This window comes from Citrobacter cronae (genome assembly GCF_016893685.1).
GTDB lineage: Bacteria > Pseudomonadota > Gammaproteobacteria > Enterobacterales > Enterobacteriaceae > Citrobacter > Citrobacter werkmanii.
In genome coordinates this window covers 1,311,186-1,329,968 of the sequence record NZ_CP069763.1, presented here as the reverse complement: position 1 = coordinate 1,329,968, position 18,783 = coordinate 1,311,186, and the positions used below count along the sequence as shown (strand labels likewise).

Below are 18,783 nucleotides of genomic sequence, written 5' to 3'. Positions count from 1 at the left end.
CTCCGGCGGGGTTTTTTGTTTTTCATCATCACATAGCGAAATGTGATCTTTGACGCATTTTTGTGCAGATGAAAATTTTTCCATTGTCACGCTGAAAAACCTGTGTTTGTATAAATCCAGTTAATCAACAAACAGACAGGTCCCTAATGAACCCTTCCATGCTGACTGCGACCCTACTAAAAACTGCGCCATCTCGCGCAGCGGTCGTCGTGCGTGTGGTGGTGGTCGTCGGCAATGCGCCGTAGGGTCCGGATCAACACACGATTCCAAAACCCCGCCGGCGCAAACCGGGCGGGGTTTTTCGTTTAAGAGACCTGCCCGGAGCAACGGCCCAGAATAAAAGGACTGGAGCATGGCAAGTTCGGGCATAACATCCAAGCGTACGCGTTTTACGGGCGCAGAATTCATCGTTCATTTCCTGGAACGTCAGGGAATCCAGGTAGTCACCGGTATCCCTGGCGGATCGATCCTTCCCGTCTATGACGCGTTAAGCCAAAGCACGAAAATCCGTCATATCCTGGCGCGCCACGAGCAGGGTGCGGGGTTTATCGCGCAAGGCATGGCGCGAACCGATGGTAAACCCGCCGTGTGTATGGCTTGTAGCGGGCCGGGCGCCACCAACCTGGTTACCGCGATTGCCGATGCTCGTCTGGATTCCATCCCGCTGGTGTGTATCACCGGGCAGGTTCCGGCCTCGATGATCGGTACCGACGCCTTCCAGGAAGTCGACACCTACGGTATTTCTATCCCCATCACCAAACACAACTATCTGGTCCGCCATATCAATGAATTACCGCAGGTCATGAGCGATGCGTTCCGCATTGCGCAGTCCGGACGTCCAGGCCCGGTGTGGATAGACATTCCTAAGGATATTCAAACCGCCGTATTTGACATTGAAGAGATGCCGGAACCCGCGCAGAAAATGGCGGCGCCGGCGTTCAGTCAGGACAGCATTCGCGATGCCGCGGCCATGATTAATGCCGCACAGCGTCCGGTGCTGTACCTCGGCGGCGGCGTGATTAACGCGCCCGCACGCGTGCGTGAACTGGCCGAAAAAGCCATGCTGCCTACCACCATGACCTTGATGGCGCTGGGCATGCTGCCAAAGGCGCATCCGCTGTCGTTAGGCATGCTGGGTATGCACGGCGCGCGCAGCACCAACTTTATTCTGCAAGAAGCGGACTTACTGATTGTTCTGGGCGCACGTTTTGATGACCGGGCGATTGGTAAAACCGAACAGTTCTGCCCGAACGCCAAAATCATCCACGTGGATATCGACCGTGCGGAGCTGGGTAAAATCAAACAGCCGCATGTCGCGATTCAGGCAGATGTCGATGAGGTTCTGGCGCAACTGATCCCATTGGTTGCAGCCCAGCCGCGAGAGGCATGGCATCAGATGGTGGCCGATTTACAACGTGAGTTTCCTTGCGCTATTCCGCAGGAAAGCGACCCGCTCAGTCACTATGGGCTGATCAACGCTGTGGCGGCTTGCGTGGATGACAGCGCCATTATCACCACCGATGTCGGCCAGCATCAGATGTGGGCGGCACAGGCTTATCCGCTGAACCGTCCGCGCCAGTGGCTGACCTCTGGTGGTCTGGGCACCATGGGATTTGGTCTGCCGGCGGCCATTGGCGCGGCGCTGGCGAACCCGGATAAAAAAGTCCTGTGCTTCTCTGGCGACGGTAGCCTGATGATGAATATTCAGGAAATGGCGACGGCCAGCGAAAATCAGCTGGATATTAAAATCATTCTGATGAATAACGAAGCGCTGGGTCTGGTATATCAGCAGCAGAGCCTGTTCTATAAGCAGGGTGTTTTTGCCGCGACCTATCCGGGGATGATTAACTTTATGCAGATCGCAGCCGGATTTGGTCTGGAAACTTGTGATTTAAATAACGAAGCGGATCCACAGGCAGCGTTGCAGGAAATGATTAATCGTCCTGGACCTGCGCTGATCCACGTGCGTATCGACGCGGAAGAAAAAGTGTACCCGATGGTGCCGCCGGGCGCGGCAAACACTGAAATGGTGGGGGAATAAGCCATGCAACAGCAGACTCATGACAACGTAATCCTGGAACTCACCGTACGCAACCATCCGGGCGTAATGACCCACGTCTGTGGGCTGTTTGCCCGCCGCGCGTTCAACGTGGAAGGTATTCTTTGCCTACCGATCCAGGACAGCGATAAGAGCCGTATCTGGCTACTGGTCAACGACGATCAGCGTCTGGAACAGATGATAAGCCAGATCGACAAACTGGAAGATGTGGTGAAAGTCGCCCGCAACCAGTCAGACCCGTCGATGTTTAATAAAATCTCCGTCTTCTTCGAGTGAGTTAGTCGCCGTCTGAATCCGGGGTAATCACTTTGACAGAGCCGTTCCGGCAGTGGGTTGCGTAATCTGCCGGTAACGGACGGTCGCTTATCAGTACGTCAAAGGTGGAGAGTGGACCAATGCTGGCGGGGGCGACCTCATCGAACAGGGCGTGGCGCGTCAGCAGAATTTTACGTAATCCGCGTTCCATCGCTTTGCGTTTTGTGGCCAGATCGTCCGGATTGAACCAGCTAACGCCGAAATGCTCATGGATTCCGCTGGCGGAGATAAAGACTTTCCGTGGGTTGAGTGCATCCAGCGGGGAGGGATTGCTGGTGTCGTAAAAGGCGTCACTTTTCGCCCGGTAGGTTCCCCCGCAAAGAATCGCTGTGGCGTTGGGTTTTTCATTTAGCGCTACAAACACCCGATGCGAGTAGCAAATCCCGGTAAAGGAAATATCGTCCGGGATCATGCTGACCACTAACGGCATTTCCGCACCATTATCAAAAAAGACCAGATCATTTTCACTCACCAGTCCCGCTGCCAGAATGGCAACCGGTAAATCGTCGCGGTGATACTGCTTTTGCGCGGGGAGTGGCGCGTTAACGATGGTAGCAGGTTTGTTCACCATCACAATGTAACCACCGAGCAGCGTGAGGGGTAACGGCTCGTCATCCTGACTGAGATCCCGACGAATAGTCATCACAGAAACTTCCAGCATTCGTGCCGCCTCTTTCAGATGGATTCGGTCGGTCTTCTTCAACAATTCCATCAGACGTCGAATACGTTCTTTCTGCTTGGTTTCCATGTGCTTCTCCACGAATCATATTTCCATGTTCCTTCAGTAACATTTTTGTGTTTCTGAGAACATGACATTGCCGCATTACTATACGTCTGACTATTCGGAAATAAAAGCGTGTTTTTTCACGTTTTATTGATTATATCCAGTTAACTTTCAGTCAATTGTAAGCAACTTCATCATTTTTAGTGTGATCGGATAGCAACATTTAGCGTAATAAATAAACAATAAAATGATCTTCCAATCGCGATCCTAGTCACAAATGATACAAAAGTAACATGATAATGTTATTTTAATATCATTGTTGTGTGATTGTTTCTGAGAGGTAGTAAAATGGATATCGCGGTTATTGGCTCCAACATGGTGGATCTCATCACCTACATCAACCAGATGCCCAAAGAAGGGGAAACGCTGGAAGCGCCGGCGTTCAAAATTGGCTGCGGGGGTAAAGGTGCAAATCAGGCCGTTGCGGCCGCTAAGCTCAATTCCAAAGTGCTGATGCTGACAAAAGTCGGTGATGATATTTTTGCGGATAACACTATTCGCAATCTCGAATCCTGGGGAATTAATACCACCTATGTCGAAAAGGTACCCTGCACCAGCAGCGGTGTCGCACCGATCTTTGTTAATGCCAACTCCAGCAACAGCATTCTGATTATTAAAGGAGCGAACAAATTTCTCTCCCCGGAAGATATCGATCGTGCGGCGGAAGATCTGAAAAAATGTCAGCTTATTATCCTGCAACTGGAAGTGCAGCTGGAAACTGTTTATCACGCGATTGAATTCGGCAAAAAGCACGGTATTGAAGTGTTACTAAATCCCGCCCCTGCATTACGGGAATTAGATATGTCTTATGCCTGTAAATGTGATTTTTTCGTGCCGAATGAAACCGAGCTGGAAATATTAACCGGTATGTCAGTAGATACCTATGACCATATTCGCGCAGCAGCACGTTCTCTGGTTGATAAAGGTCTGAACAATATTATCGTCACCATGGGTGAGAAAGGTGCGCTGTGGATGACGCGTGACCAGGAAGTCCATGTTCCGGCGTTTAAAGTGAATGCTGTCGATACCAGTGGCGCAGGCGACGCTTTCATCGGTTGTTTTGCTCACTATTACGTTCAAAGCGGTGATGTGGAAGCCGCCATGAAAAAAGCCGCTCTCTTCGCTGCTTTCAGCGTTACCGGGAAAGGCACTCAATCATCTTATCCAAGCATCGAACAATTTAATGAGTTTCTTACCTTAAACGAATAATACTCCTGCACTGTAAAAGGTAGCACTATGAACGATAAAAACATCATTCAGATGCCTGACGGCTATTTGAATAAGACCCCTCTGTTCCAGTTTATTTTGTTATCCTGTTTATTCCCGTTATGGGGATGCGCAGCCGCATTAAATGATATTCTGATTACGCAATTCAAAAGTGTATTTTCACTCAGTAACTTTGCCTCGGCATTAGTTCAGAGTGCCTTTTATGGCGGCTATTTTTTAATTGCGATCCCGGCATCTCTGGTGATTAAAAAAACCAGTTATAAAATCGCCATCTTAATGGGGCTGACCCTTTATATCGTTGGGTGTACGCTCTTTTTCCCGGCATCGCACATGGCCACCTACACCATGTTCCTTGCGGCGATTTTCGCGATTGCGATTGGCCTGAGTTTCCTGGAAACGGCAGCCAACACCTACAGCTCAATGATAGGCCCAAAAGCCTATGCGACCTTACGCCTGAACATCAGCCAGACCTTTTATCCTATTGGCGCAGCGGCTGGTATTCTGCTGGGTAAATATCTGGTCTTCTCTGAAGGCGAAAGCCTGGAAAAACAGATGGCCGGGATGAACGCCGAGCAGATCCATAACTTTAAAGTGATGATGCTGGAAAATACTCTTGAGCCATACAAGTACATGATTATGGTGCTGGTTGTGGTGATGGTGTTATTCCTGCTGACCCGCTTCCCGACCTGTAAAGTCGCGCAAACCACGAGTCGTAAACGCCCGTCAGCGATAGATACACTGCGTTATCTGGCCAGCAATGCCCGTTTCCGTCGCGGAATTGTGGCGCAATTTCTTTATGTGGGGATGCAGGTCGCGGTGTGGTCATTCACCATCCGTCTGGCACTGGAATTAGGTGATATCAACGAGCGCGATGCCTCAACCTTCATGGTCTATAGCTTCGCCTGCTTCTTTATCGGCAAGTTTATCGCCAACATTTTGATGACACGCTTCAATCCGGAAAAAGTGCTGATTCTCTATTCCATTATTGGTGCCCTGTTCCTCATCTATGTTGCACTGGCGCCAAGTTTCAGCGCTGTGTATGTCGCAGTGCTGGTAAGTGTCCTGTTTGGACCCTGCTGGGCGACAATCTATGCTGGTACGCTTGATACCGTGGATAACGAACATACCGAAATGGCAGGTGCCGTCATTGTTATGGCGATTGTCGGCGCGGCGGTGGTTCCGGCGATTCAGGGCTATGTGGCTGATATGTTCCATTCATTGCAACTTTCGTTCCTGGTTTCCATGCTCTGCTTCGTGTACGTCGGTATCTACTTCTGGCGTGAAAGCAAAGTGCGCAACAACCTGGCTGAAGCGACAGTTTCCTGAGGAGAGCGATCATGACAACACGTATAACGCTGTGGCGAGAACTCTTTGCAGAGCATCCGCGAATCTTACTGAAGAATAGCGACTTCACGGTTACCGCATTTCGTTACGCCAGCGGAGTGGAAGGGCTGAAGGTAGAAAACAGTCGTGGACATCTGGTTATTCTGCCCTGGATGGGGCAAATGATCTGGGATGCTCAGTTTGATGGCCATGACCTGACCATGCGTAACATGTTCAGTCAGCCAAAACCGGCGGCGGAAGTGGTGGCGACCTACGGCTGTTTTGCCTTCCACTCAGGTCTGTTGGCTAATGGTTGCCCATCGCCAGAAGATTCACATCCTTTGCACGGTGAAATGGCTTGTGCCGCGATGGATGAAGCCTGGCTGGAGCTGGAGGGTGAGAATTTGCGCGTGGGTGGACGCTATGAGTATGTGATGGGGTTCGGTCATCATTATCAGGCGCATCCTGCGGTGGTAATGCACAAAGCGAGCGCGCTGTTTGATATTCAGATGGCGGTTACCAACCTCGCCTCAGTGGCAATGCCGTTGCAGTACATGTGCCATATGAACTATGCCTACGTACCGGAAGCCTCCTTCAGCCAGAATATTCCGGATGAGGCCATGAAGCTGCGTGAGTCGATACCCGCGCATGTTAAGCCGACTGAGCAATGGCTGGCGTTTAATCAGCGGATTGTGCAGGGCGAGGCTTCTCTGGCGCGGCTCAATGAACCCCATTTTTACGATCCGGAAATTGTCTTCTTTGCTGACCAACTGGACAGGTACACAGATAAGCCGGAATTTAGCATGATAGCACCAGATGGCACCACGTTCGTTACACGCTTCTCCAGCGCGGAGCTGAATTATGTGACGCGATGGATCCTGTATAACGGCGATCAACAGGTTGCGGCATTCGCCTTGCCTGCAACCTGTCGACCCGAAGGATTCCTGGCGGCACAACGCAATGGCACCTTGATTGAAATAGAACCGCAGCACACCCGGACATTTACCATCACGACAGGCATAGCCTGATCGCTCAAGGCTTGAACACCAAAGCGCTTATCGTTAAGGTAAGCGTTTTTGCCGGATGGCGGCATAAATGCCTTATCCGGCCTACCTGCCCGTAGGCCTGATAAGCGCAGCGCCATCAGGCGTTTCCCGGCCCCAGGACAAACCCATGATCACCATCGCCCTTATCGACGACCACACTATCGTCCGCTCCGGCTTTGCCCAACTGCTGGGGCTGGAAGCTGATTTGCAGGTTGTGGCGGAATTTGGCTCCGGGCGCGAGGCGCTGGCCGGTTTACCGGGGCGCGGCGTGCAGGTGTGTATTTGCGATATCTCGATGCCCGATATCTCGGGCCTGGAGCTACTCAGCCAACTGCCAAAAGGGATGGCGATCATCATGCTCTCCGTCCACGACAGCCCGGCACTGGTCGAGCAGGCGCTCAACGCAGGCGCGCGTGGCTTTCTTTCAAAACGCTGTAGCCCGGATGAACTGATTGCCGCCGTGCATACCGTGGCGACCGGCGGTTGCTATTTGACGCCGGACATCGCCGTCAAGCTGGCGGCCGGGCGTCAGGATCCGTTGACCAAACGTGAGCGTCAGGTGGCGGAGAAGCTGGCGCAGGGGATGGCGGTGAAAGAGATTGCCGCCGAGCTGGGGCTGTCGCCGAAAACGGTGCACGTTCATCGCGCCAACCTGATGGAAAAGCTGAACGTCAGCAACGATGTTGAACTGGCGCGCCGGATGTTTGACGGCTGGCAATGAACGCACTTTTCTCCCGGTTGATTACCGTTGTCGCCTGTTTCTTTATTTTTTCCGCCGCGTGGTTTTGCCTGTGGAGCATCAGCCTGCATCTGGTCGAACGTCCGGAGCTGGCGGTACTGCTGTTTCCGTTTGGCCTGCGTCTGGGATTAATGCTGCAATGTCCGCGCGGTTACTGGCCGGTGCTGCTGGGCGCGGAATGGCTGTTGATGTACTGGCTGGCGCAGGAGGTGGCGCTGGCTCATTTGCCACTTTTGATGATCGGAAGCGCCCTCACGCTACTCCCGGTGATGCTGATTTCGCGATACCGCCATCAACGCGACTGGCGCACGTTGCTGTTGCAGGGCGCAGCGCTGACGGCGGCGGCGCTGCTGCAATCGCTGCCGTGGTTGGGGCAGGGGGAGGAAGCGTGGAATGCGCTGTTACTGACCCTGACCGGCGGATTAACGCTGGCGCCGATCTGCCTGGTGTTCTGGCACTACCTCACCAGCACCACCTGGCTGCCGCTCGGCCCGGCTCTGGTGTCGCAGCCGGTGAACTGGCGCGGGCGACATCTGGTCTGGTATCTGCTGCTGTTCACCGTCAGCCTGTGGCTACAGCTCGGTTTGCCCGCTGAGCTTTCGCGCTTTACGCCGTTTTGTCTCGCTTTACCGATTATTGCGCTCGCCTGGCATTACGGCTGGCAAGGCGCGCTGATTGCGACGTTGATGAACGCCATCGCGCTGATTGCCAGCCAGACCTGGCACGATCACCCGGTCGATTTACTGCTCTCCCTGCTGGTGCAAAGCCTGACCGGGCTGCTGCTCGGCGCGGGTATTCAGCGGCTGCGTGAGCTTAACCAGTCGCTGCAAAACGAGCTGGCGCGTAATCATCGGCTGGCGGAACGTCTGCTGGAGACCGAAGAGAGCGTGCGCCGCGACGTGGCGCGCGAGCTGCACGACGATATCGGCCAGACCATCACCGCCATTCGTACGCAGGCGGGTATCGTACAGCGCCTGGCCCCCGAGAACGCGGGCGTTAAGCAAAGCGGGGCGCATATCGAGCAGTTGTCTCTGGGCGTGTACGATTCGGTGCGCCGCCTGCTGGGTCGCCTGCGACCGCGACAGTTGGACGATCTCACGCTGGAACAGGCCATCCGTTCATTGATGCGCGAAATGGAGCTGGAAAGTCGCGGTATCGTCAGCCACCTTGACTGGCGAATTGATGAGTCATTGCTGAGCGAAAGCCAGCGCGTGACGCTGTTTCGCGTCTGTCAGGAAGGGCTGAACAACATTGTGAAGCACGCCAATGCCAGCGCGGTGACGCTCCAGGGCTGGCAGCAGGATGAGCGGCTGATGCTGGTCATTGAGGACGACGGCAGCGGCTTGCCGCCGGGGTCGAACCCGCAGGGTTTCGGCCTCACCGGTATGCGCGAGCGGGTGACGGCGCTCGGCGGTTCACTCACGATTTCCTGTATGCACGGTACGCGCGTCAGCGTGTCGCTGCCCCAGCGCTACGCCTAAGGAACGGCCATGTTTCAGTTTTTAAAAGCTCCGGCCAGCGCGCCGCTTATCACCGACAAGCAGGAAGTGGACGCCCGCTACCGTTACTGGCGGCGGCATATTTTGCTGACTATCTGGCTCGGCTACGCGCTGTTTTATTTCACGCGCAAAAGCTTTAACGCTGCGGTGCCGGAAATTATCACCAGCGGCGTGCTGACCCGCAGCGATATTGGCCTGCTGGCGACGCTGTTTTACATCACCTACGGGCTGTCGAAATTTGTCTCCGGCATTGTTAGCGATCGCTCCAACGCCCGCTATTTTATGGGCATTGGGCTTATCGCCACCGGCGTGGTTAACATCCTGTTCGGCTTCTCAACCTCGGTCTGGGCCTTTGCCGTACTGTGGGCGCTGAACGCCTTCTTCCAGGGCTGGGGCGCGCCGGTGTGCGCCCGTCTGCTCACCGCGTGGTATTCGCGCAACGAGCGCGGCGGCTGGTGGGCAATCTGGAACACCGCACACAACGTCGGCGGCGCGCTGATTCCGATCGTCATGGCGGCGGCAGCGCTGCATTACGGCTGGCGCGCCGGGATGATGATTGCCGGTACGCTGGCGATCGTGGTGGGCGTTTTTCTTTGCTGGCGGTTGCGCGACAGGCCGCAGGCGATTGGTCTGCCGCCGATTGGCGACTGGCGGCACGATGAGCTGGAAATTGCCCAGCAGCAGGAGGGCGCGGGGTTAACTCGTAAAGAGATCCTCACCAAATATGTGTTGCTCAATCCATATATCTGGCTGTTGTCGCTGTGCTATGTGCTGGTGTACGTGGTACGCGCGGCGATCAACGACTGGGGCAATCTGTATATGTCGGAGACGCTCGGCGTCGATTTGGTCACCGCCAACACCGCCGTCACCATGTTTGAACTGGGCGGGTTTATCGGTGCGCTGGTGGCGGGCTGGGGCTCGGACAAGCTATTCAACGGCAATCGTGGGCCGATGAACTTGATTTTCGCCGCCGGAATTTTGCTCTCCGTGGGCTCGCTGTGGTTGATGCCATTCGCCAGCTACGTGATGCAGGCGGCGTGCTTCTTCACCACCGGCTTCTTCGTCTTTGGCCCGCAGATGCTGATCGGCATGGCGGCGGCGGAGTGCTCGCACAAAGAGGCGGCGGGCGCGGCGACCGGCTTTGTCGGCCTGTTTGCTTATCTGGGGGCATCGCTCTCTGGCTGGCCGCTGGCGAAGGTGATGGAAGTCTGGCACTGGAGCGGATTCTTTGTGGTGATCGCCATCGCGGCCGGCATCTCAGCACTGCTGTTGCTGCCGTTCTTAAACGCCCAGGCACCGCGCGATCTCAACGAAGCGTGATGCACCTCACCTTTTTGCCCCGAGTTAGGCAAAACTAAGAAATATTCCCGGTTTCACCTGGACGCTGTCTCAGGCGTGTCTCCCGTCTGATTTTTACAATGCCTGCCATTCGCAGGTAAAAAAATCAGCTCGGGAGTGTCAAATGCTGGCCTTTCTCAACCAGGTGCGCAAGCCGACCCTGGATCTGCCGCTCGATGTGCGGCGCAAAATGTGGTTCAAACCGTTCATGCAGTCCTATCTGGTGGTCTTTATCGGCTACCTGACCATGTACTTGATCCGCAAAAACTTCAACATCGCGCAAAACGACATGATCTCCACCTACGGGCTCAGCATGACGCAGTTGGGGATGATTGGCCTCGGCTTCTCCATCACCTATGGCGTGGGTAAAACCGTGGTTTCCTACTACGCGGACGGCAAAAATACCAAGCAGTTCCTGCCGTTTATGCTGATCCTCTCCGCAATTTGTATGCTCGGCTTCAGCGCCAGCATGGGCGCGGGGTCAACCAGCCTGTTCCTGATGATCGCCTTCTACGCGCTGAGCGGTTTCTTCCAGAGCACCGGCGGCTCGTGCAGCTATTCCACCATCACCAAGTGGACGCCACGCCGTAAGCGCGGTTCCTACCTCGGCATGTGGAATATTTCCCACAACCTCGGCGGTGCGGGTGCGGCGGGCGTAGCGCTGTTCGGCGCGAATTACCTGTTCGATGGCCACGTTATCGGTATGTTTATCTTCCCGTCGATTATTGCCCTGATTGTCGGTTTTATCGGCCTGCGCTACGGCAGCGACTCCCCGGAATCTTATGGCCTCGGTAAAGCCGAAGAGCTGTTCGGCGAGGAGATCAGCGAAGAGGACAAAGAGACCGAAGAAAACGAGATGACCAAATGGCAGATCTTTGTTGAGTACGTGCTGAAAAACAAAGTGATCTGGCTGCTGTGCTTCTCCAACATCTTCCTGTACGTGGTGCGTATCGGTATTGACCAGTGGTCCACCGTCTACGCCTTCCAGGAGCTAAAACTCTCCAAAGAGGTGGCAATTCAGGGCTTTACCCTGTTCGAAGTGGGCGCGCTGGTCGGCACGCTGCTGTGGGGCTGGCTCTCCGATCTCGCTAACGGTCGTCGTGCGCTGGTGGCCTGCGTGGCGCTGGCACTCATCATCGCGACGCTGGGTGTTTACCAGCACGCCAGCAACCAGTACGTCTATCTGGCTTCGCTGTTTGCGCTCGGTTTCCTGGTGTTTGGCCCGCAGTTGTTAATCGGCGTTGCCGCCGTCGGATTTGTGCCGAAAAAAGCGATCGGTGCGGCCGACGGGATTAAAGGCACCTTCGCCTACCTGATTGGCGACAGCTTCGCCAAGCTGGGGCTCGGGATGATTGCCGACGGCACGCCGATTTTCGGTCTCACCGGCTGGGCGGGCACCTTTGCCGCGCTGGATACCGCCGCCATCGGCTGTATCTGCCTGATGGCTATCGTGGCCGTGTTTGAAGAACGTAAAATTCGCCGTGAGAAAAAGATTCAACAATTGAAAGTTGCTTGAGTTAAGTGTGCATTGGTAACTTTTGCCCGCCTTAATGGCGGGCTTTTTTATGCCTGAGACTGACAGAAAGTATTATAAGCCTCGATAAATGCCTTCGCATTTGCGGCTGTTTGGTGGATAGATTGTCCGGCACGATACAGATCGCTGCCTAAGCCGGCACCGAAACAACCTGCCTTCAGGTAATGGGACAAATTGTCTGGCCTAATTCCGCCAACGGCATACAAAGGGACTTGAGGAGGCAAAACGGCTTTTAATGCCCGGATGTAATTCGGTCCCAGTTCCCCCGCAGGGAAAATTTTCAATCCGTCCGCGCCATGCCGGAATGCAACAAATGCTTCGCTGACTGTTTGGCAGCCGATGCAGGTGGTCATTTTGGCCGCTCGCGCAGTATCAATTACTTCCGGATCGGTGTTGGGCGTAAGGATAAATGCACATCCCAGCGAAGAGAGTGTGCTGACATCACTGACATTAGTGACCGTTCCGGCACCGATTTTTACTGTATGACCATAATGTTCCACGGCAAGAGCAATACTACGTTGCCAGTCTGGCGAATTCAGCGGTATTTCTATTGTGCTGAATCCGGCTGTGATAAGTGCATCAATATGGGCCAGCACTTCATCGGGCTTCACCCCACGTAAAATTGCGACCAAAGGGTTACGACTATTCATTTAAAAGTCTCCTGATGCCATTAATAAATGCTTTTTCACCGTTACACAGCCGACAGCGATAACCGAAATGATGAAACAGGCTTTGATAGCGGCTGAGCAAATCGTCATTGCCCACCAGAATGACTTCTTCTTCAGTGTTAATGGCATAGTGCTGTAGCATTTGTGCTATTTCATGGCCAATCAATAACCCGGACAGAGATTCGTAAAGCGTATCGGGTAACAACGTATGGGTGAGTATTCTGGCTCTCAGATCAAATAGGCTGCGGGATAAACATGTTTCCTGCCAGCCGCGTTCGGCTCCTGCTAAAAAAGCCTGTTCGTTCTTGTTTTGTTCCTCGGCGTTTTTCCCAACGATGGAGTAGTGTGAAAGTAAGTGGAAAAACTCGCCGGTCATGACGGTTTGAAAATCGCAGACGTTACTCTCTTGTACCTGCACCCATTTGCTGTGTGTTCCCGGGAATACGTACCAGTTCTCATCAGCTAAGGCGCCAAAAAGCTGAGTTTCCTCTCCACGCATGACGTTGTAGTTTTCCGGCCCGGCAATTTGCAGGCCAGGAACGATGAAAGTGGGAAAAGGGCCCGCATCTTCAACCTTTGTTAGATGCTGTGATAATGCACTTAACGGGGTTGGACAGCGTAAATAGTGGCTATCTACCCACCCGATATTACTGCCCACCATTCCGCTCATTATGACGGTTGTATCTGTGTTTAATGGCCGCGGACACAAACTGAGCAGTGTTAACCAGGTGTCTTTGAATACACCTGGTTGATGTTTGAGTACCCCATTCTGACTGACGTGTTGCCAGACACATTGATTCTGTTGATAGACCCAAATGCGCAGGTTGCTTGAGCCCCAGTCTACGGCAATGAAATTCTCTGAATTGAACATACATCGTTCCTGATGTTGAAAGATGGCCCGTAAACGGGCCAGATTCAGGCGGATTACTCGTCAGTAATGACCATTTTTTTATCAAAGTTGATCAGCAGCGAGCAGATGAGATAACCCACAGCAGCCAGCGCAAAGAACATCATCGCTGCGTAATAGTTCCCCGTGGATTGCACCAGGAAACCAATAAAAATAGGCAGGATGGCTGCAAACAAATTACTGGTGAAGTTCATGGTTCCGCAAATGGTGCCTGCAACTGATTGTGCGCCCAGTAGTCCGGGTATTGACCAGTAAACGCTGGCCCATCGCAGGGGAAAAAGGGCAATAGTGAGCAAGGTAATTGCGACGGCTGGCGTCGAGCTTTGTGCGCAAAGGAAAATACCAACACCAGCGGTGGTAGCCGAAATCGCCAACATCGTATGCATAACGCGGCTTGTTTTTGCTCCTTTGCTGCGCCATTTATCCATAATGTAGCCGCCAGTCAGTTGGCCGACAAAACACAGCAGGAAGATCAGCGCCATTGCTCCGCCCATCGATTTGATATCAAAACCGTAGGTGGCCTGGAAATAGAGCGGTAGCCATGTCATCAGGCCATAGAACACGAAGCTATAGCAGACCCAGCCACAGATAAGTGCAATCACATTACGTTGTTTCAGGTAAGGTTTGATATCGGCCAGACGGTATTTCTTGCTACTGGTTTCAGCACCGTTTGCCGCAACAATATGGTCTAGTTCAGCTTTATTGATGCTGGGGTGTTCTGATGGATAAGTGCGGATGTACCACCAGGCCAGTAAACCGACAATCATTGTTCCCACACCAGCCACCACGAATGCCATACGCCATGAGTCGAAAAAGGCAATAAGTCCGGCGATGATCACCGCACCCAGCGCCGTACCCAATGGCGCGCCGCCATCAAGTAGCATCGAACCACGTCCGCGTTCGGTTGGCGTTAACCATGTGCCCATTAACTTCGCGCCGGCGGGCATGATTGGAGATTCAGTGACGCCTAACCCCAGACGAGAAAGTGAAAGGGTGAAAATAGAGTGACACAGAGCCGCAACGGCTTGAAATGCTCCCCATAAGATAGTGGCCAGCGCAATGATATGTCTGGCTTTGAATTTATCAGCAATGACCCCACTGGGGATTTGCATTAATGCATAAGCCCAGAAAAAGGCACTATGAATCACACCAACAACGCGAGTATCGGTAATACCAAATTCATCTGTAATATAAGGCATGGCAATAGAAAGAGAGGTGCGGTCAATATAGTTAATAGCACCTAATAAGAGCATAATAATAAATATGCGCCACCTTACTGTTGTTGCCTTTAATTTTTCTTCTTCAGTATTTACGTTAACAATAGACATAAGGGCTCCTTGCCATACTCATAATGAGTATGGCGGTACGAGGTATTATTATCTTGTGGAGTGTTACATTATGGAGCCAACAGTCCAGGGGACGAATTCTTGACTGCCATAGCCAAATTCCTCACTCTTCGTTTTTTTACCTGATGCCATCTCAAGGATCATCTGGTAGATACGTTCACCGACTTCTGCAATGGATTCTTCCCCCTCGACAATGGTTCCGCAATTAATATCCATATCCTCCTGTTGGCGTTGCCAAAGCGCATTATTGGTAGCCAGCTTCAAGCTTGGGGTCGGCTTGGAACCAAAGGCAGAACCTCGGCCTGTGGTGAAACACAGAAGATTTGCTCCTCCGGCGATTTGCCCCGTGACGGCAATAGGGTCATATCCAGGGGTATCCATAAAGACAAAACCCTTCGCGGTTACCGGTTCAGCATACTCATACACTTCTGTCAGATTGGTTGTACCCGCTTTAGCAATACCACCAAGTGATTTTTCCAGAATTGTCGTCAGCCCGCCGACTTTGTTACCCGCCGAAGGGTTGTTGTTCATTTCGCTTCCAGTGCGGCGACAATACTCTTCCCACCAGTGAATGCGGGCAATGAGTTTTTCACCTATCTCGCGAGAAACGGCACGGCGGGTAAGAAGATGTTCGGCACCATAAATTTCGGAGGTTTCAGATAAAATCGCTGTTCCGCCTTGTTGCACCAGTTTATCTACCGCATAGCCCAGAGCTGGATTGGCTGAGATCCCGGAATAGCTGTCGGAACCGCCACATTCGAGCGCGAGTATGATTTCTGATGCAGGGATAGGTTGACGTGTTACCTGGTTAGCAACGGGCAACATTTGGTTAACCAGGGAAATTCCTTTCTCAATGGCGTGACGTGTACCGCCCACATCCTGAATGGTATAACTGTGCATCATTGGGCCATCGGCTAGTCCATGGGCATTCATCATGTCTTGAATTTGACTGGATTCGCATCCCAGTCCAACGATGATTACGCCGGCAAAGTTAGCATGGGTGGCATAACCGGCCATCGTACGTCTCATGACGTCCATTGATTCACTTTTAGAGCCAATAGCACAGCCAAAACTTTGTGGTAATGACACCACGCCATCAACATTCGGGTAATCTGCAAGACCCTGCAGACGGAAGTGATCCTCAATAGCTCTTACGACCGTGGCACTACAGTTTACGGAGCTTAAAATACCGATGTAATTACGTGTAGCTGCACGGCCATCGGCGCGGCGGATACCCATAAAGGTATCCTGTTGAGGGGCTGGAGAAGGTGAATGGCAATCTTCACCCCAGGCATAGTCGCGTTCAAAGTCACCCATTCCCAAATTATGCATGTGGATGTGTTCGCCAGGCTTAATGGGCTGAGTTGCGAAGCCAATAATTTGCCCATAACGTCTGACCGCATCGCCAACCTTCAGTGCATGCAGGGCGATTTTATGCCCTGCGGGAATATCACTGAGTACAGTAATGTGCTCTTCTTCAAGCCGGGTGCCTGCGGGGACAGCCTGCCTTGCGATAACCACATCATCTTTGGGATTCAATTTTAATACAGGGTTGATGTTCATTATCTTTGCTCTCATGCTGGTTTATACCGTAATACGGGATAATATATTTTTAACCTGTTCTCTTTTTTCTTCATTTAACGGTAATGCTGGCGGGACAACTGCAGTTGATATATCCACGCCACTTAATTTAATGGCGGTCTTGATAACGGCAAAGAAAGGTTGTTCTAAGGCATATAAAGGTGATAATCCGGCAAGTTGTTGTTGAAGTACTTTGGCGGTAGCGAGATCGTTCTGCTGAATCGCCTGATAAATTCCGCGTGTAATATGAGGCGCAAAGTTAAATGTTGCCGGAATGCCGCCATGTCCACCGAGTAATAATGTATCAAGTAAATATTCGTCATAGCCGCTAAAAATGATAAAATCTGGGCGGAAACAGTGAACCTGATTAATAACTTCCCTGGTGTGGCTAATGTTATCAATTGTATCTTTAATGCCAACGATATTTGGTACTTCGCGGGCAAGGCGAGTGATGACATTTATACCAATATCCTGGCCAGTTAGTTCTGGAAAATTATATAAGAAGACGGGAATGCTTAGCGCTTCAGCAATTCGTTTGTAATGCGTAAAGCGGGCCTCATCGCTGAGTTTTGCATAATAAGGATTGACTACCAGTACTCCTTTTGCGCCCGCGTTTTCAGCATGCCTTCCAAGTTGGATAGTTTCCGCTGTGCTGGCGCAGGCGATACCAATAAGAACAGGAACTCTACCGGCAACATGCTGCAGGCTAAACTCTGCAATTTGCTTTCTTTGTTCGGACGAGAAATGGGAAAATTCGCCGCCACTGCCCAGAATGAGCATTCCGTCGGCACCATTGCTAATCACATGGTCAATCATTACTGCCATTCCAGCGCGATCCAATTCCCCGCTTTCGTCAACGATAGTCGGTACTGGCGGGAAGATGCCCTTAAAAATGTTCAACATTGCCACTCCTTTAGTTCTATATATGGAACTCATGTTCTGTATATTGAAGTTAGTACAGCAAATATCCAAATCGTTCGTCAACGTTTTTTGCAGAACAAATGAACAACTGTGAGATTGATCGGGTTTGTGGGTATAAAATTTAGGTAATAGAGCCCAGTTTGCGTATGTGCAAAAAAGCCGCATTCCTGAGAAAAGTGATTGCGGTATACTGTGCAGAGTCTATGAATAAAAAAGATTAATAGCGCATGAACCAAGACATTACGACCTCTGTTCCCGCATTGGATAAGACAGTAAAAATCTGTAATTATCTTTTTAACTCCCCAGGAGCGACCTTCAGTCAGATTCAGCAGGATCTGGCATTACCAAAAAGCAGCACGTCTTCCCTGCTAAATGCACTGGTTGCGCATCATCTTTTGCGCCTGGAAAAGGGACGTTTCTTTTTGGGCTTGAAGCTGTACGAATGGGGAAATCGTTCGTTGGAACAATTTGATATTCGTAATGCGGCACTTCCTGTTTTGGAAAAACTGCGTCAGCAAACGGACCTGACCTGTCACTTAGGTATATTGGATGAAGTCGCGCCAATTTATCTTATGAAGCTGGAGAATACCCAGCCGATTGGCATTCGGACCTGGGTCGGTAAAAAATTACCGATGCACAGCTCCGGTGTGGGCAAAGCGCTTTGTGCCTGGCTGCCGCAAGATAAAATTGATGAGCTGTTGCCTGATGAAGTGTTGCCACGGTATACCGAAACCACCATTACCAGCAAAAAAGCATTAATGAAGGAATTTGCCAGAATCCGCGAGCAAGGCTGGGTCTTTGATAACGCCGAAGACTCCCCTGGCATCTATTGCATTGCCGCACCGGTTTTTAACCGTAATAAAGACGTGATTGCGGCAATAAGTATCAGCGGCGTTGAACTACAAATGCCAAAAAATTGTATTCCACAATATTCGCAGTGGGTGCGCGAAGCCTGTCAGTCACTCTCGGAAAAATTAGTTTAAACGGGCGGTATCGTCATTAATGATTTGGATAATGCTGGCCACGTTGGTGGTTGTTTTTGTAGTGGGCTTCCGGGTGCTGACGTCCGGATCACGACGGGCCATTCGCCGTCTGAGTGAGCGACTGAGTATTGATGTAGTACCAGTAGAATCGATGATTGACCAGATGGGAAAAGTACAGGGGGAGGCGTTTTTACAGTACCTGCACCGCCCTGATGAATCGCATCTGCAAAATGCCGCCCAGGTATTGTTAATCTGGCAAATCGTCATTGTCGACGGCAGCGAGCAGAACCTGCTGCAGTGGCACCGCCTGCTACAAAAATCTCGCCTGGCCGCCCCGATCACCGACGCGCAGGTGCGTCTGGCGCTCGGGTTTCTACGTGAAATGGAGCCGGATATGCAGGAGCTTAACGCGTTCCAGATGCGCTATAACGCCTTTTTCCAACCTGAAGATGGCGTGCACTGGCTGCACTGATAGTGATGCCTGATGGCGCTACGCTTATCAGGCCGACAAAA

General features: G+C 52.1%; 18 protein-coding genes. 12 read left to right on the top strand and 6 right to left on the bottom strand.

Features of this window, described 5'->3' with window-relative positions:
- The first annotated feature begins 146 nt into the window (after positions 1 to 146).
- The 3 genes from ivbL (at position 147) to ilvN (ending at position 2,335) form a co-directional block, all read left to right on the top strand.
- On the top strand, positions 147 to 245 hold the full coding sequence (gene ivbL, locus JSN25_RS05660) for an ilvB operon leader peptide IvbL (RefSeq protein WP_003827118.1): 99 nt from the start codon (positions 147 to 149) through the stop codon (positions 243 to 245).
- A gap of 107 nt (positions 246 to 352) precedes the next feature.
- Complete coding sequence (gene ilvB, locus JSN25_RS05655) at positions 353 to 2,041, top strand: acetolactate synthase large subunit (RefSeq protein ID WP_137346625.1); 1,689 nt, start codon at positions 353 to 355, stop codon at positions 2,039 to 2,041.
- Positions 2,042 to 2,044: 3 nt separating this feature from the next.
- Complete coding sequence (ilvN, locus tag JSN25_RS05650; protein ID WP_038635677.1) at positions 2,045 to 2,335, top strand: acetolactate synthase small subunit; 291 nt, start codon at positions 2,045 to 2,047, stop codon at positions 2,333 to 2,335.
- Between the two features lies 1 nt (position 2,336).
- Here the strand turns inward: ilvN and JSN25_RS05645 are convergent, their stop codons facing one another.
- Positions 2,337 to 3,122, bottom strand: coding sequence for a DeoR family transcriptional regulator (locus JSN25_RS05645; RefSeq protein WP_085049143.1), 786 nt, complete (start codon positions 3,120 to 3,122; stop codon positions 2,337 to 2,339).
- A 324-nt stretch (positions 3,123 to 3,446) separates the two neighbouring features.
- Here JSN25_RS05645 and rbsK point away from each other — a divergent pair, with 324 nt between their 5' ends.
- From rbsK to uhpT, 7 genes are all read left to right on the top strand, one after another.
- A complete protein-coding gene (rbsK, locus tag JSN25_RS05640) occupies positions 3,447 to 4,367 on the top strand; it encodes a ribokinase (protein WP_069323664.1) in 921 nt (306 codons plus the stop codon).
- A gap of 27 nt (positions 4,368 to 4,394) precedes the next feature.
- Entirely contained in the window at positions 4,395 to 5,711 is a 1,317-nt protein-coding gene (gene fucP, locus JSN25_RS05635; protein WP_137346626.1) for an L-fucose:H+ symporter permease, read from the top strand.
- A gap of 11 nt (positions 5,712 to 5,722) precedes the next feature.
- Positions 5,723 to 6,736, top strand: coding sequence for an aldose 1-epimerase family protein (locus JSN25_RS05630; RefSeq protein WP_204525516.1), 1,014 nt, complete (start codon positions 5,723 to 5,725; stop codon positions 6,734 to 6,736).
- Positions 6,737 to 6,881: 145 nt separating this feature from the next.
- On the top strand, positions 6,882 to 7,475 hold the full coding sequence (uhpA, locus tag JSN25_RS05625) for a response regulator transcription factor UhpA (protein WP_038635664.1): 594 nt from the start codon (positions 6,882 to 6,884) through the stop codon (positions 7,473 to 7,475).
- Entirely contained in the window at positions 7,472 to 8,974 is a 1,503-nt protein-coding gene (gene uhpB, locus JSN25_RS05620) for a signal transduction histidine-protein kinase/phosphatase UhpB (protein ID WP_150344440.1), read from the top strand. The genes uhpA and uhpB overlap by 4 nt, the downstream gene beginning before the upstream one ends.
- Before the next feature lie 9 nt (positions 8,975 to 8,983).
- The gene (gene uhpC, locus JSN25_RS05615; RefSeq protein WP_042311488.1) at positions 8,984 to 10,312 is read left to right on the top strand and encodes an MFS transporter; all 1,329 of its coding nucleotides are present in this window, start codon (positions 8,984 to 8,986) and stop codon (positions 10,310 to 10,312) included.
- A 142-nt stretch (positions 10,313 to 10,454) separates the two neighbouring features.
- The gene (gene uhpT, locus JSN25_RS05610; protein WP_038635654.1) at positions 10,455 to 11,846 is read left to right on the top strand and encodes a hexose-6-phosphate:phosphate antiporter; all 1,392 of its coding nucleotides are present in this window, start codon (positions 10,455 to 10,457) and stop codon (positions 11,844 to 11,846) included.
- A gap of 47 nt (positions 11,847 to 11,893) precedes the next feature.
- Here uhpT and JSN25_RS05605 read toward each other — a convergent pair whose 3' ends face one another.
- From JSN25_RS05605 to JSN25_RS05585, 5 genes are all read right to left on the bottom strand, one after another.
- Positions 11,894 to 12,514: a 2-dehydro-3-deoxy-6-phosphogalactonate aldolase gene (locus tag JSN25_RS05605; protein ID WP_038635651.1), complete on the bottom strand. Its 621-nt coding sequence runs from the start codon at positions 12,512 to 12,514 to the stop codon at positions 11,894 to 11,896.
- The gene (locus JSN25_RS05600) at positions 12,507 to 13,403 is read right to left on the bottom strand and encodes a 2-dehydro-3-deoxygalactonokinase (RefSeq protein ID WP_087857248.1); all 897 of its coding nucleotides are present in this window, start codon (positions 13,401 to 13,403) and stop codon (positions 12,507 to 12,509) included. Before JSN25_RS05600 ends, JSN25_RS05605 begins: the two co-directional genes overlap by 8 nt.
- Positions 13,404 to 13,456: 53 nt before the next feature.
- Entirely contained in the window at positions 13,457 to 14,767 is a 1,311-nt protein-coding gene (locus JSN25_RS05595; RefSeq protein ID WP_051594496.1) for an MFS transporter, read from the bottom strand.
- A 63-nt stretch (positions 14,768 to 14,830) separates the two neighbouring features.
- Positions 14,831 to 16,348: a UxaA family hydrolase gene (locus tag JSN25_RS05590; protein ID WP_085049135.1), complete on the bottom strand. Its 1,518-nt coding sequence runs from the start codon at positions 16,346 to 16,348 to the stop codon at positions 14,831 to 14,833.
- Between the two features lie 21 nt (positions 16,349 to 16,369).
- Positions 16,370 to 17,269 carry a dihydrodipicolinate synthase family protein gene (locus JSN25_RS05585; protein WP_087857247.1) on the bottom strand — a complete coding sequence of 300 codons (900 nt, stop codon included), beginning with the start codon at positions 17,267 to 17,269 and terminating at the stop codon, positions 16,370 to 16,372.
- Positions 17,270 to 17,514: 245 nt separating this feature from the next.
- On the opposite strand from JSN25_RS05585, the gene JSN25_RS05580 reads away from it, so the two are divergent.
- Together JSN25_RS05580 and JSN25_RS05575 are read left to right on the top strand one after the other, a co-directional pair.
- On the top strand, positions 17,515 to 18,270 hold the full coding sequence (locus JSN25_RS05580) for an IclR family transcriptional regulator (protein WP_038635638.1): 756 nt from the start codon (positions 17,515 to 17,517) through the stop codon (positions 18,268 to 18,270).
- Between the two features lie 19 nt (positions 18,271 to 18,289).
- A complete protein-coding gene (locus JSN25_RS05575) occupies positions 18,290 to 18,742 on the top strand; it encodes a DUF1198 family protein (protein WP_038635635.1) in 453 nt (150 codons plus the stop codon).
- Positions 18,743 to 18,783 lie beyond the last annotated feature (41 nt).